This is a genomic window from Dyella ginsengisoli LA-4 (assembly GCF_000334915.1).
GTDB lineage: Bacteria > Pseudomonadota > Gammaproteobacteria > Xanthomonadales > Rhodanobacteraceae > Dyella_A > Dyella_A ginsengisoli_A.
In genome coordinates, this window is record NZ_AMSF01000072.1 from 37877 (window position 1) to 49979 (window position 12103).

General features: G+C 66.8%; 15 protein-coding genes. 5 read left to right on the forward strand and 10 right to left on the reverse strand.

Going from position 1 to position 12103, the window contains the following annotated elements; translation table 11 throughout:
* Window positions 1-6: 6 nt before the first annotated feature.
* Together C693_RS0116300 and C693_RS0116305 are read right to left on the reverse strand one after the other, a co-directional pair.
* Complete coding sequence (locus tag C693_RS0116300; RefSeq protein ID WP_017463347.1) at window positions 7-609, reverse strand: GNAT family N-acetyltransferase; 603 nt, start codon at window positions 607-609, stop codon at window positions 7-9.
* Window positions 610-616: 7 nt separating this feature from the next.
* On the reverse strand, window positions 617-823 hold the full coding sequence (locus tag C693_RS0116305; RefSeq protein ID WP_017463348.1) for a YdcH family protein: 207 nt from the start codon (window positions 821-823) through the stop codon (window positions 617-619).
* Window positions 824-920: 97 nt separating this feature from the next.
* Between C693_RS0116305 and ttcA the strand changes: the two genes are divergently transcribed.
* From ttcA to C693_RS0116330, 5 genes are all read left to right on the forward strand, one after another.
* On the forward strand, window positions 921-1802 hold the full coding sequence (gene ttcA, locus C693_RS0116310; RefSeq protein WP_017463349.1) for a tRNA 2-thiocytidine(32) synthetase TtcA: 882 nt from the start codon (window positions 921-923) through the stop codon (window positions 1800-1802).
* A gap of 39 nt (window positions 1803-1841) precedes the next feature.
* Entirely contained in the window at window positions 1842-3041 is a 1200-nt protein-coding gene (locus C693_RS0116315; RefSeq protein WP_026107481.1) for an aromatic amino acid transaminase, read from the forward strand.
* Between the two features lie 247 nt (window positions 3042-3288).
* A complete protein-coding gene (locus tag C693_RS0116320; RefSeq protein WP_017463351.1) occupies window positions 3289-4206 on the forward strand; it encodes a recombination-associated protein RdgC in 918 nt (305 codons plus the stop codon).
* Between the two features lie 137 nt (window positions 4207-4343).
* Window positions 4344-5114 carry a M48 family metallopeptidase gene (locus tag C693_RS0116325; protein ID WP_017463352.1) on the forward strand — a complete coding sequence of 257 codons (771 nt, stop codon included), beginning with the start codon at window positions 4344-4346 and terminating at the stop codon, window positions 5112-5114.
* 108 nt (window positions 5115-5222) lie between these two features.
* Window positions 5223-5801 carry a methyltransferase family protein gene (locus C693_RS0116330; protein ID WP_017463353.1) on the forward strand — a complete coding sequence of 193 codons (579 nt, stop codon included), beginning with the start codon at window positions 5223-5225 and terminating at the stop codon, window positions 5799-5801.
* 48 nt (window positions 5802-5849) lie between these two features.
* Here the strand turns inward: C693_RS0116330 and C693_RS0116335 are convergent, their stop codons facing one another.
* The 8 genes from C693_RS0116335 to C693_RS0116365 form a co-directional block, all read right to left on the reverse strand.
* Window positions 5850-6182: a hypothetical protein gene (locus C693_RS0116335; RefSeq protein ID WP_017463354.1), complete on the reverse strand. Its 333-nt coding sequence runs from the start codon at window positions 6180-6182 to the stop codon at window positions 5850-5852.
* Between the two features lie 71 nt (window positions 6183-6253).
* Window positions 6254-7276, reverse strand: coding sequence for an alpha/beta fold hydrolase (locus C693_RS0116340; protein ID WP_017463355.1), 1023 nt, complete (start codon window positions 7274-7276; stop codon window positions 6254-6256).
* Between the two features lie 96 nt (window positions 7277-7372).
* On the reverse strand, window positions 7373-9226 hold the full coding sequence (locus tag C693_RS0116345) for a M1 family metallopeptidase (protein WP_017463356.1): 1854 nt from the start codon (window positions 9224-9226) through the stop codon (window positions 7373-7375).
* 80 nt (window positions 9227-9306) lie between these two features.
* Entirely contained in the window at window positions 9307-9948 is a 642-nt protein-coding gene (locus C693_RS0116355; protein WP_017463357.1) for a glutathione S-transferase family protein, read from the reverse strand.
* Between the two features lie 82 nt (window positions 9949-10030).
* Window positions 10031-10345, reverse strand: coding sequence for an EF-hand domain-containing protein (locus C693_RS0116360; RefSeq protein WP_017463358.1), 315 nt, complete (start codon window positions 10343-10345; stop codon window positions 10031-10033).
* Window positions 10346-10703: 358 nt separating this feature from the next.
* A complete protein-coding gene (locus tag C693_RS23825) occupies window positions 10704-11222 on the reverse strand; it encodes a hypothetical protein (protein WP_157798647.1) in 519 nt (172 codons plus the stop codon).
* Window positions 11223-11333: 111 nt separating this feature from the next.
* On the reverse strand, window positions 11334-11642 hold the full coding sequence (locus C693_RS23830) for a hypothetical protein (protein ID WP_157798648.1): 309 nt from the start codon (window positions 11640-11642) through the stop codon (window positions 11334-11336).
* A gap of 55 nt (window positions 11643-11697) precedes the next feature.
* Window positions 11698-12103 (reverse strand): hypothetical protein (locus C693_RS0116365; protein ID WP_241762689.1); only part of this gene is annotated, 406 nt, incomplete at its 5' end.

The window sequence follows — 12103 nt, forward strand, 5'->3', positions numbered from 1 at the left end:
CGGCGCTCACGCCGAGGTGGCCAGCCGGCTCAGCCGCATCGCCAGCCAGCGCTGCACGTCCGGCCATTCGCCGGCCAGTACCGAATAGCACACCGTGTCGCGCAGGCTGCCGTCCGGGCGGCGCTTGTGGGCGCGCAGGACGCCGTCGCGATGGGCGCCCAGGCGCTCGATCGCGCGCTGCGAGTCGAGGTTGCGGTGGTCGGTGTGGAACTCCACCGCCACGCAGCCTAGCCGCTCGAACGCGTGGCCCAGCAGCAGGCGCTTGCACGCCGTGTTGAGGTGGCTCTTCTGCCAGCGCTTCGCGTACCAGGTGTAGCCGATCGCCACGCGCGGCAGCGCCGGATCGAAGTCGTAATAGCGGGTGGAGCCGACGATCTCGCCGTAGCGCTTTTCGCGCACGGCGAACGGCAGCATCCGGCCGGTGGCCTGGCCGGCCAGCGCCGCGGCGATGTAGTCGCTGGAGGTGCCCGGTGGCGGTGCGCTGGTGAACCACAGCTTCCACAGCTCGCCATCGGCGGCCGCGGCCTCAAGCGCGGGAGCGTGATCGGCGTGCAGGGGTTCGAGCAGGACGTGGTCGTCTTCCAGGTGGACCGGGGCGAGCGTCGTCATGCGGGGCTCAGGCGTCGAGGTCGGGGATCAGCTTGCTCTCAAGCCGCGCGATGGCGTCCTTGAGCAGCAGCTTGCGCTTCTTCATGCGGGTGACCTGCAGCTCGTCACGGAAGCCGGTTGCCTGCAGATGGGTCACCAGCGCGTCCAGCTCGCGGTGCTCCCGGCGCAGTTCGAACAGGGTCTGGGCGATCGAGGGTTGATCCGGTTCCGTCATGGCACGCGCACGAGGAGGTAGGCGCGCAGTGTACGCCTCCGGCCCGGTGCCGGTCAGCGGGCTACAATGTCGCGCTTCCAATCCGGTTCACGCCCCGATGTCCGCCACTCCCGAATCTTCCCGCAAGCAGGCCTACGAGGCTGGCAAGCTGGCCAAGCGCCTGCGCCACCAGGTCGGCCAGGCGATCGCCGACTTCAACATGATCGAGGACGGCGACAAGGTGATGGTGTGCCTGTCCGGCGGCAAGGACTCCTACACCCTGCTCGACATCCTGCTGTCGCTCAAGGCGAAGGCGCCGGTGCACTTCGAGCTGATCGCGGTGAACCTGGACCAGAAGCAGCCGGACTTCCCCGAGCACGTGCTGCCGGACTACCTCACCGCGCGTGGCGTGCCGTTCCACATCATCGAGCAGGACACCTACAGCACGGTCACCCGGGTGATTCCCGCCGGCAAGACCATGTGCAGCCTGTGTTCGCGCCTGCGCCGCGGTGCGCTGTACTCGTGGGCGGCCGAGAACGGCATCACCAAGATCGCGCTGGGCCACCACCGCGACGACATCCTCGCCACGTTCTTCCTCAACCTGTTCCACCACGCCAGCCTGAAGGCGATGCCGCCGAAGCTGCGCTCGGACGACGGCCGCCACGTGGTGATCCGCCCGCTGGCCTACTGCAGGGAGAGCGACATCGCCGAATACGCGGCCCAGCGCGAATTCCCGATCATCCCGTGCAACCTGTGCGGCTCGCAGGAAAACCTGCAGCGCAAGCAGGTCGGGCTGATGATGGCCGAGTGGGAACGCCAGTTCCCCGGCCGTGCCGAGACCATGTTCCGCGCGCTGGGCAACGTGGCGCCCTCGCAGCTGGCCGACCGCACGCTGTTCGACTTCGCCTCGCTCGGATCGCGCGAGGGTACGACGCGGGCCGATGCACACGGCTGGCTGGCCGGGTATGCTGGCGAACCCGCCACGGATGATGCGGTTTAGACGTCCATACTTCCAATTTCCACCTTTTCGAGTACCGACATGTCCTTCTTTGCTTCCGTTGAAATGGCTCCCGGCGACCCGATCCTCGGCCTGACCGAGGCCTACCTCGCCGACCCGCGTCCGAACAAGGTGAACCTCGGCGTGGGCATCTACACCGACGAGCAGGGACGGGTGCCGGTGCTCAAAGCGGTGCAGCAGGTCGAGCAGGCGCTGGCGCGCGACACGCAGCCGCGCGGCTACCTGCCGATCGACGGATTGCCGGCGTACAACAAGCTCAGTCAGCAGCTGCTGTTCGGCGAGGGTTCGCCGCTGCTCGAAGCCGGCCGCGTGGCCACCGCGCAGACCATCGGCGGCAGCGGCGCGCTGCGCGTGGCGGCGGACCTGATCAAGCAGGTGGCCGGCGACAAGGCGCGCATCGCGATCAGCAACCCGAGCTGGGGCAACCATCATGTGGTGTTCCGCACCGCCGGGTTCCAGCTGCAGGACTACCGCTACTACGACGACACCACCCACGGCCTGGATTTCGCCGGCATGCTGGAAGACCTCGGCAAGCTGGAGCCGGGGACCGTGGTGCTGCTGCACGCCTGCTGCCACAACCCGACCGGCGTCGACCTGGAGCCGGCGCAGTGGGCACAGGTGGTGGAGCTGGTGAAGGAGCGCGGCCTGCTGCCCTTCGTCGACATGGCCTACCAGGGCTTCGACCAGGGCATCGACGCCGACGCCACCGCGGTGCGCATGTTCGCCGAGTCGGGCATCGAGGCGTTCGTGGTGGCCAGCTCGTATTCGAAGTCGTTCTCGCTGTACGGCGAGCGCGTGGGCGTGCTGTCGATGGTCGGCGCCGACCGCGACGAGGCCGCGCGCCTGCGCTCGAAGATCAAGCAGACCATCCGCGCCAACTACTCCAGCCCGGCGGCCCACGGCGGCCAGCTGGTCGCCGGCGTGCTGGCCAGCAGCGAGCTGCGTGCACTGTGGGAGAGCGAGCTGGGCGGCATGCGCGAGCGCATCCATGCCATGCGCGCGGGACTGGTGCAGAAGCTGGCCGCGCACGGCCACGAGTTCGGCTTCATCCAGCGCCAGGCCGGCATGTTCTCCTACTCCGGCCTGAGCAAGCCGCAGGTCGAGCGCCTGCGCGAGGAGTTCGCGATCTACGCGCTGACCACCGGTCGCATCTGCGTGGCGGCGCTCAACACGCAGAATCTCGGCTATGTCGCGGACGCGATCGCCAAGGTGGTCGGCTGAGGGCATCCTGTCGCAGACGGTGCGTCTAGTCCGAGTCAGCCTCTCTCTGCCTGTCCGTCATTCCGGCGAAAGCCGGAGTCCAGCGTCTTCGCAACCCGCAGCCGAGGCTCTGGATCCCGGCTTTCGCCGGGATGACGGTGAGGAATCCCCGAAGTCTCTCGACCATATCCAGAGCACCAGCCCGCACACCTTCATATAGGGCAGCCGGCCGCCACCATGGCCCGACTGCCCCCAACCCGGATACCACATGTTCTTCCGCAATCTGACCCTGTTCCGCTTTTCCCCGACCGTCGCCGACGACCTGAACCGCCTGGACGAGGTGCTGGCCGAGCACCGCCTGCGCCCGTGCGGGCCGATGGAGATGTCCACCCGCGGCTTCGTGCCGCCGGTCGGCCGCGGCGAGGAGGCGGCGCTCACCCATGCGGTGAATGCCTGCACCTGGCTCACCGTGGGCGGCGAGGACAAGCTGCTGCCGGCCGCCGTGATCAACGACGAGCTGCAGCGCAAGGTGCAGAAGATCGCCGAGGAAGAGGGCCGCAAGGTCGGCGGCCGCGAGCGCAAGCGGATCAAGGAAGACCTGCTCAACGAGCTGCTGCCGCGCGCCTTCGTGCGCAGCTCGCGGCTCTCGGCCTATGTCGACAAGAAGCACGGCTGGCTGGTGATCGACACCGCCAGCCGCAAGTCGGCCGAGAACGCGCTCAGCCAGGTGCGCGAGGCGCTGGGCAGCTTCCCGGCGGTGCCGCTGGCGCCGGAGGAAGGCCCCCGCGTGCTGATGACCGACTGGCTGGCCAACGGCACCCTGCCGGCCGGCCTCGCGCTGGGCGACGAGGTGGAGCTGCGTGATCCGGGCAGTGCCACCGGCGCCATCGCCAAGTGCCGCCGCCAGGATCTGGACAGCGAAGAGATCAAGGAGCACCTGCGCAACGGCAAGCAGGTGTTCCAGCTCGGCCTGGTGTTCGACGACCGCATGAGCTTCGTGCTCGGCGAGGACCTGGTGGTGCGCAAGCTGAAGTTCCTCGACGTGGTGCTCGACGAGATGGGCGACAGCCACCAGGACGCCGCCGCCGAGGCCGACGCGAGCTTCGCCCTGCTGACCCTGGAGATCGAGCGGCTGCTGGCCAAGCTGGAGGAGTGGTTCGGCCTGCCGCGGCCGGCCGACGCCTGACGTACGCGGCCGTATGGTGATGATTTTCGCGGTCCGGCACGCCACCGCTTGAATCATCACCTCCCCGTCGCCAATCCCTGCCAGAATCTTTCTCCCGGGTCCGACGCGGCCCGGGCCCCACCGGCAGGCAACACCGCATGGCGCAGCAACTGGAAGGCGACTGGCTGGAACTGGCGACCACGGGCGGCAGCACGATCCGCGTGCTCAAGGCCGTCCACCCGCGCGCGCGTCGCCTGCGCCTCACCGTCACGCCCAAGGGTGCCCGGGTCAGCTATCCGCGCGGCACCCATCCGGCCCAGGTCAGCGCGTTCCTGCGCAGCCACGCCGACTGGCTGGAGCAGAAGCTCGACGAGCTGAACCTGCTGGTGAAGCCGCTGCCGCCGCTGCGGGTCGGCCAGCCGGTGGAGATCCCGTTGCGCGGCGAGCGCGTCTGGCTGGACTGGGACGAGGGCCCGTACCCGCGCATCGCCAGCGGCGAGGGCGTGCTCACGCTGATCCTGCCGCGGCCGCACACCCGCGCGCTGCCGGTGGCGCGGGGGCTGCTCGCCTCGCATCTGGAATCGCTGATCCGCCGTGACGTGTCGCGCTGGCTGGCGCAGTACGTGCCCCAGCTCGGCCTGGCGCCCACGGCACTGAAAGTGCGTCCGCTGAAGAGCCTGTGGGGCAGCCTGGACACGCGCGACCGCATCAACCTTGACCTCGCCCTCGCACTGGCGCCGCCCGCCGCGCTGCGCTACGTGCTGGCCCACGAGCTGTGCCACCTGAAGGTGCGCAACCACTCGCCGCGATTCTGGGCACAGGTGGAGACCCTGTTCCCGAACTGGCAGGAACAACGCGACTGGCTGCGCCAGAACGGTGCCGTGCTGAAGGCCGAGCTGGACCGGCTGGTGGCCGACGTGGCGGACTGACCCGGCTTCGGCGCGCGGGCCGCGCCGTTGGATGACGGGTGTAACTTGCCGCTCCGGTCGGCGGCGGCCAAGCTGGTCATCCCTCCCGGATGGTTCCAGGCAACGACGATGCAGCTCCCCCTCGGCGACATCATCAAGGCCGGCTGGCTGGTGTTCCTGCTGTACTGGGCGATCCGCGCCCGGGACGCGAAGGCCGCCGTCCGCAGCGAGCCGTTCGTGCTTCGCCTGCTCAAGCACTGGCTGCCGTTGATGGTCGGCACGGTGCTGGTGTTGCCCTGGCGCGGCGGCGAAGACTCGCTGTTGCGCCTGCGCTTCGTGCCGCCCGAGGCGGCGCTGTCGATCCTCGGAGCGCTGCTGGTCTGGGCCGGCGTGCTGTTCGCGATCTGGGCGCGGAACATCCTTGGGCGCAACTGGAGCGCCGTTGTGCAGGTCAAGCAGGATCACGAACTCGTGGAGCGCGGTCCGTACCGCTGGGTGCGCCATCCGATCTATACCGGCCTGCTGCTGGCCTTCTTCGGCACCGCGCTGGCGCAGGGCGAGTGGCGCGGCCTGCTCGGCACGGCCATCGTGGGCGTCTCGTTCTGGTTCAAGCTGCGGCTGGAGGAGCGCTGGATGCGCGAGCAGTTCGGCGAACGCTACGAGGCCTACATGCGGCGGACGAAGGCGCTGGTGCCGGGCCTGCTCTGAGGACACCGCACCCGCGCGTCCCGACGGGACGCGGGTGCGGTTCCCGTCTCACCCGATCGCCATCTTCAGGATGACCAGGGCTCCGACCAGCATGATCACGCTGCTGATCAGGCTGATCGCCACGCCCTTCAGGAACGTCGTCTCCAGCACCCACTGGTAGATCAGCGCGCCGCCGGCGAGCGCCAGGATGAAGTGCACGAACATGCCGCCGAAGTGCAGCGCGTTGAGCATCCGCGACAGGATCACCTGCAGCACCAGCGAGCCGAGTACCGGCCCGATCGTGGTGCGTTGCGCCCCGAGTGCGCGTGCGGTGTACATCACCGGTGCGATCAGCAGCGCCACCAGCGCTGCCAGCAGGAATACCACTTTCAGAAACGCCATCCCCTTCCCCTGTCTGCTCCGTCAATGGAGCCGGGGAGTGTCGCCGTGAAATCTTGCGAGGTAAAGAGGCCTCAGTGCGACAGTTCGAACGCCGTCAGGACCTGCGCGGTCTGCGTGGGCTTCTCCAGCATCGGCATGTGATTGCAGCCGACCAGCGTGGTGCTGCTGATCGCCGAGGCGTGCACGAGGCCGTCGCGCAGGCTGTCCATCGCGGAGATGTCGCTGATCTTGTCGCCCGCGCACCACAGGCCCATCACCGGCATGGTCAGCTGGTCCAGCCGCCGCTGCACGGAGAGATACTGCGAGGGCTGGCGCAGCTCGTTGAACACCTTGTCGAGGAACGCGCGGTCGCGCTTGTTGCGTGCGATGAACACGTCGATGAACCGCCCGGGCAGGTCCGGTACCTTTTCGAATGCCAGTGCGAACGCGCGCTGGAAACCGGCGCGATCGTCGTAGTCGAACGGGTTGGTGCCAGCCAGCGCCTCGCGGGCGAAGGCGTTCTCCTTCTGCTTGAGGCCGAAGGAGTCGACCAGCACCAGCCGGTTGATCCGCTCCGGGTGTTCGGCGGCATAGACGCCGGCGATGGCGCCACCCATCGAGTGGCCGACCAGGGTCACGTTGCGCAGGCCCAGCGCCTGCATGAAGCCGTCCAGCCGGGCGGCCTGGGTGTCGATGTCGTAGTCGGCGGCCGGGTCGCGCGAGGAGTCGCCCCAGCCGGGCAGGTCCGGGATCACCAGATGGAAGTGCGGGCTGAGCTGCGCCGCCACTTTCAGCCACACCGCCTTGTTCGAGTCGTAGCCGTGCAGCAGCACCAGGGTCGGGCCTTCCCCCCCTTCGTAGTAGGACCAGTGGGCGCCGCCGGCCTGTACGGATTTCTCGTCCAGGTGCGCGGCCATCGCCTGGCGCGTCGCATCCGCGCGCATCAGCCACTGTGGCGCGAACAGGTAGCACGCGCCGAGGCCGAGGCCGATCATCGCCACCACGGCAGCGAGGAATTTCACCCGCCGGATCAGCAGGCGCTGCCACAGCGGACGGCCGCCGGGGGCGGCCGGGGCCGGTGCGACGGAGCGGGAGGGAGGGGTCTGCTTAGCCATGGAAGAAGCCTGACGATCGGAAACAACCGGGGTGTGACAGCTTGCGGTGGGCGCCGGTTCGACGGGGGCGGGGCGCTGACGCTCCGCCCCGGTCGATCACTTGGCCTTCCCCGCCTTGGCGAAGATGCCCTCGATCGCCTGCTGGGTCAGCGGGTGGTAGCCGTCCTTCGCCTTCGCGTAGGCGGCCTCGGCGTAGGCCAGGCCGTCGGGCGTGGCGGCGAAGGCACGGTACACCGGCGTGGTCAGGTAGATGCGGCCGATCCGCGTCATGTGCTCGCGCGCGGCCGGCCATACCGCCTTGTCGCCGGCGGCGATGGCGTGGATGTACCAGCGCATGCCGATCTCTGCATTGGGCGTGCCGGTGAGGTGCCAGGCGGCGTCCAGCGCCTGCATCTGCCCGAGCTTGGGCACGTCGGGCAGGCGGTCGAGGAAGTACATCCACTCCTGCGTGTTCCAGTCCTTCGCGTCGAGCTTGTCGGCGGCCAACGTGCCGGCGGTGAAAGCCTTCACTTTCGCGTCGATCATGTCGAAGCGCGCCGAGGTCGGCAGCGGGGCGTCCTTGGGAATGCCGGTGCCGTAGACCCACTCGTTCACCTCGGCCATGCTCATCTTGCCGGGGTACTTGTCGATCAGGTTGGTCTTGAGGAAGGCCAGCATCTGCTCGGTGGTGATGCTCTGGAACGCGAAGTGGTCGAAGTAGCTCTTCAGGTACGGGTCAAACGCGGCGCGGCCGTAGCGCTGCTCCAGCGTGCGCAGGAACCATGAGCCTTTGTCGTAGGCGACGTCGGACAGCGCGTCGTCGGCATCCACGTCGCCCGGCACGGGCGCCAGCTTCTGGCTGTTCGCCGGCATCGTGCCGATGCTCTTCTCCAGCGCGCGCGCGGACAGCAGGGCCTCCTCGTCGGCCAGCGTCTTGCCGTACACCGCCTCGGTGATGCGGCCCTGCACGTAGGTGGTGAAGCCCTCGTTGAGCCAGCCGTCGCGCCAGGTGGCGTTGGTCACCAGGTTGCCCGACCACGAGTGCGCCAGCTCGTGCGAGATCACCGAGGCCAGGCTCTTGTCGCCCACGACAATCGTCGGCGTGGCGAAGGTCATGTTCGGGTTTTCCATGCCGCCGAACGGGAACGACGGCGGCAGCACGATCAGGTCGTAGCGGCCCCAGCGGTACGGGCCGTAGAGCTTCTCGGTGGTGGCGATCATCTTCTCGGTGTCTTCGAACTCGTGCGCCGCCTTGTGCACCATCGACGGCTCGGCATACACCGCGCTGCGCGGGCCAGTGGCCTCGGCCGCGATGTCGCCGGCGGCGATCGCCAGCAGGTACGAGGGGATCGGGTGCGGCTGGTCGAAGCGGAAGTCACCGTCGAGCGGGTGGTGCAGGTCGTTCAATGCGCTCATCACCACGCGCACGCCCTTCGGTGCGGTGACGTGGGCGTCATAGGTGATGCGGATCGCCGGCGAATCCTGCAGCGGCACCCACGAGCGGGCGTGGATCGACTCGCTCTGCGAGAACATGAAGGGCAGCTTCTTGTCGGCGGTCTGCGCCCTGGTCAGCCACTGCAGGCCGGTGGCTTCGGGCGAGGTGTCGTAGACGATGCGCACCTTGGCCGGGTGGTTCGGCGCGGCGATGGTGAGCTTGCTGCCCAGCTGCTTGTCGCGCGGCGCCAGCGCGTAGGTCAGTGCGTGGGCGTGGCCCTTGGCGTCGATGCCCTCGATGCTGGCGATCTTCAGGTCGCGCGTGTCCAGCACCAGCGAGCTCGCCTTGGGGTTCACCCAGTGCAGGCTCAGCGTGGCGCGGCCGTGCAGCTCCTTGTGCGGGAAGTCCAGCTTCAGATCCAGGTCGAGGTGGGTGACCTTGACCTGGTCGGGTTGCGCGTACGAGTACGGATCGGTCGCATGGGCTGCCAACGGCAGCAGCAGGGCGCTCGCGGCGAGCGTGGACAACAGGCGCATCGGGGCCACTCCGGCAATCGGAAAACGCCGAGTATGCCATTGGCCCTCCCGCGCCGACCCGTGCCCGAAGGCCCGGTGGCTCAGGGCAGCTCGCCGGACGAATGCGGATCCACGTCGTACGGATGCATGGTCGCCAGATGCCCGGCCTGCGCCCGCACGCGGCCGATCCAGCCGCGGATCGCCGGATAGCCATCGAGCGGGAACCCGGCTTCGTCGGCACGGCTGCCGTAGGCGAAGACCGCGATGTCGGCGATGGTGTAGCGCTCGCCGGCGAGGAACGAGCGCTCCGCCAGTTCGCGTTCGAGGATCGCCAGCGTCCGCAGCGCCGCCGCGCGTTTGGCCTCGACGATCGCCGGTGCGCGCCGCGCGAGCTTGCCGGTGAGGGTCCAGTGGCGCAGCGCGCCGATCACCGACTCCACCCGCTCCTGCTCGAAGCTCAGCCACTGGCACACTTTGCCGCGGCCGAAAGCGTCGTCGGGCAGGTAGGGCGTGCCTTCGGCGAGGTACATCAGGATCGCGTTGGACTCGGCCAGCGCGCGGCCGTCCTCCAATCGGATGGCCGGCACGGTGCCGGTGGGGCTGATCCGCAGGTAGTCGGCCTGCTGGCCGTCACCCTCGAAGATGCTCACTTCCACCGTGCGGTACGGGCGCTGCAGGTGCTGCAGCAGCTGGCGGACTTTCCAGGCGTTCTGCGAGGGCAGGTAGTCGAACAGGGTCAGCATCGGATGGGCTCATGTGTTTGGGGAGCCCAGTGTCCTCAGCCGGCCCGCGCCGGCGCCATCCGCTTCTTGCGCAGCGCGGCGATCAGCTGCCGCTGTTGGCGGAAGACGCGGTCGCAGGCTTCGGCTGCAGCGAACGCACGTAGGCCTTTACGTCGTCGACCGAGACCGCGCCGCGATGCTCGCGATCGATCTGGTCGAAGTGGGCACGGATGAACGGCACCGGCCCCTTCTCCGCCTCTTCGCGGGAGATCAGGCCGTCATGGTTGCGGTCCGCGATCTTCATGTTCTTGATCGCGACGGCGGCGTCGTTGGCCAGGCCACCCATGCCGTGCTGTGCAGCGGCTGGCAAGGCGGCGAGGGCGAAGCAGGAAGCCAGGATCAGACGTGCATGGCGCATGGCGATCTCCTTGGGTGGCCGCCGCGAGTATCGCACCACTCGTGATGCGAGGATCGGCCGAAGTAGTCGACCGACGTTCTGCGTCTGCGTACCGGCTCAGGTGGATGGCGGAGCCTCCAAACAGCTCGCTGTAGCCGGTGGTGGTTCCTGGACCATGCCTGGGCATGGGCATTCCTGAAAAGTTGGATCAGGGTGTCCACCAAGCTGTAGGAACTGTCGCGTCCGCTCGGACGAGTAGTTAGCCAGCGACGCGACGCCCAGACTAGGTGCGTGGCGTGTTGACCAAGAGTGAAGCACCCAAAAAGCTCGCCCCAGCCGCCTTTTGCCCGCATGCGCAACGGCTGAGCACAACGCTCTCCTAAGGTTGAACACCCGGAGAAAACAATCCATATTTGCCGCGTAATTCATACCTGTAGTCACCCGCCACGGGTGCGCTCTCGATGGACAATACGCCACGCGTGAGCGAATAGGTATAGGTCGGTCGGCCACGGTACTTGGGTGACCGACAAGTGATGAGGTAAGCATCACCTCTCGATTGCGCGACAGTCTGGCAGGACACGTCGTGGTATTTCCATTGTTTCATCGGCATGGCTTTGGGAATGACGATCTCAAGCATGCCGGTTAGGCAGTAGAAGTCTTTGTTGCTGCAATCCTTGTAATTGTTGGTGATCACGTCAGCCGGATTGTTGATACGCGCATCCGGTTTTCCCTGTATGGCGACATCATGAGTTGTGACGTTGATGACAATGGATGTGCTTTTTGATCTTCCGGTCCCGTCGTATATATAACCCGCGACCTGCTCGGCGCTGTCCGCCGCAGGGACTAAGCGAAATACCAAGACGAAACCAAGCGCAAGAAGAGGCGCTACACGTCGCATGGGTTATTTGTTTCCATCTGGGTGGCCAAATACGTCACGCAAGTGAGTCTTCGACAAGGCTAACGCTTGAGTTAAGCGGCGCGCGTCAGCGCGTCCGCGTTGAACGACTGGTTAGGCAACACGCCGAGGTTGTGCAAGGTGCGCTTTGCCCTCTGTTGTTGCCGTAAATGCCGCTGAACAGTTGTGCTGGGCACTGACTGGTGCCCGAGCGCGAAAGTACATTCTCCCACGCTGGTTGATGCGCCAACGGATGAGCCCCAGCGCGGACAAGCGCCCAATGATAGATGAGAGCTCTTCAAAGGTGACATTTCGTTCGTAGAACGTTCCGAGCACTGGCCTTGCGGTCTTGAAGTGAACGAACTCGTCTTCAGCCATGGCCAAGACGCGATCTTCGATGTCGGTGAGTAGGAACTTATCCATGTTGCCTAACGCTGGAGTTAAGCGGCGCCGGTACGGCGTCCGCTTGGACGAACAGTTAGATGCTTGCGCCGGCCCACATCAGGCCGATGACAAGCAACTGCACAACTACCGAGCCGAGATAGAAACGCCAGCCTGGTGGCCGCCCGATATTGGCTTGGACGTTGGTGTAGGCCAGCACATAGAAGTAGGAATATGGCAGAAGTGCAACGAAGGCAAAAAGGATCAACCAGACGGAGCTGAGGCTTTGTGTGCAGATCAGGGTCGTGACAAACCACGGTATACCCAACAGCAGCATGCGACGTACTTCGCGCTTGTTTAGTCCTGCAACAACGATCATGTGCTGTCCATTGCCATCTAACGCCTGAGTTAAGCGGCGGCGAAGCCGTCCGCCTTGAACGAGTAAAAAGAGACTTCCTCCCCTTTCGGCCTCGAGGGCCATGATGGTGTTGCGACACAACCGT

Bases quoted from the DNA above. Each gene is read 5' to 3' on its own strand.
- C693_RS0116325 (WP_017463352.1), top strand. From the start codon at position 4,344: ATGGCGCAGCAACTGGAAGGCGACTGGCTGGAACTGGCGACCACGGGC.
- C693_RS0116360 (WP_017463358.1), bottom strand. From the start codon at position 10,345: ATGCGCCATGCACGTCTGATCCTGGCTTCCTGCTTCGCCCTCGCCGCC.
- C693_RS0116330 (WP_017463353.1), top strand. From the start codon at position 5,223: ATGCAGCTCCCCCTCGGCGACATCATCAAGGCCGGCTGGCTGGTGTTC.
- C693_RS0116340 (WP_017463355.1), bottom strand. From the start codon at position 7,276: ATGGCTAAGCAGACCCCTCCCTCCCGCTCCGTCGCACCGGCCCCGGCC.
- C693_RS23825 (WP_157798647.1), bottom strand. From the start codon at position 11,222: ATGCGACGTGTAGCGCCTCTTCTTGCGCTTGGTTTCGTCTTGGTATTT.
- C693_RS0116355 (WP_017463357.1), bottom strand. From the start codon at position 9,948: ATGCTGACCCTGTTCGACTACCTGCCCTCGCAGAACGCCTGGAAAGTC.
- C693_RS0116315 (WP_026107481.1), top strand. From the start codon at position 1,842: ATGTCCTTCTTTGCTTCCGTTGAAATGGCTCCCGGCGACCCGATCCTC.
- C693_RS23830 (WP_157798648.1), bottom strand. From the start codon at position 11,642: ATGGATAAGTTCCTACTCACCGACATCGAAGATCGCGTCTTGGCCATG.
- ttcA (WP_017463349.1), top strand. From the start codon at position 921: ATGTCCGCCACTCCCGAATCTTCCCGCAAGCAGGCCTACGAGGCTGGC.
- C693_RS0116320 (WP_017463351.1), top strand. From the start codon at position 3,289: ATGTTCTTCCGCAATCTGACCCTGTTCCGCTTTTCCCCGACCGTCGCC.
- C693_RS0116300 (WP_017463347.1), bottom strand. From the start codon at position 609: ATGACGACGCTCGCCCCGGTCCACCTGGAAGACGACCACGTCCTGCTC.
- C693_RS0116305 (WP_017463348.1), bottom strand. From the start codon at position 823: ATGACGGAACCGGATCAACCCTCGATCGCCCAGACCCTGTTCGAACTG.
- C693_RS0116345 (WP_017463356.1), bottom strand. From the start codon at position 9,226: ATGCGCCTGTTGTCCACGCTCGCCGCGAGCGCCCTGCTGCTGCCGTTG.
- C693_RS0116335 (WP_017463354.1), bottom strand. From the start codon at position 6,182: ATGGCGTTTCTGAAAGTGGTATTCCTGCTGGCAGCGCTGGTGGCGCTG.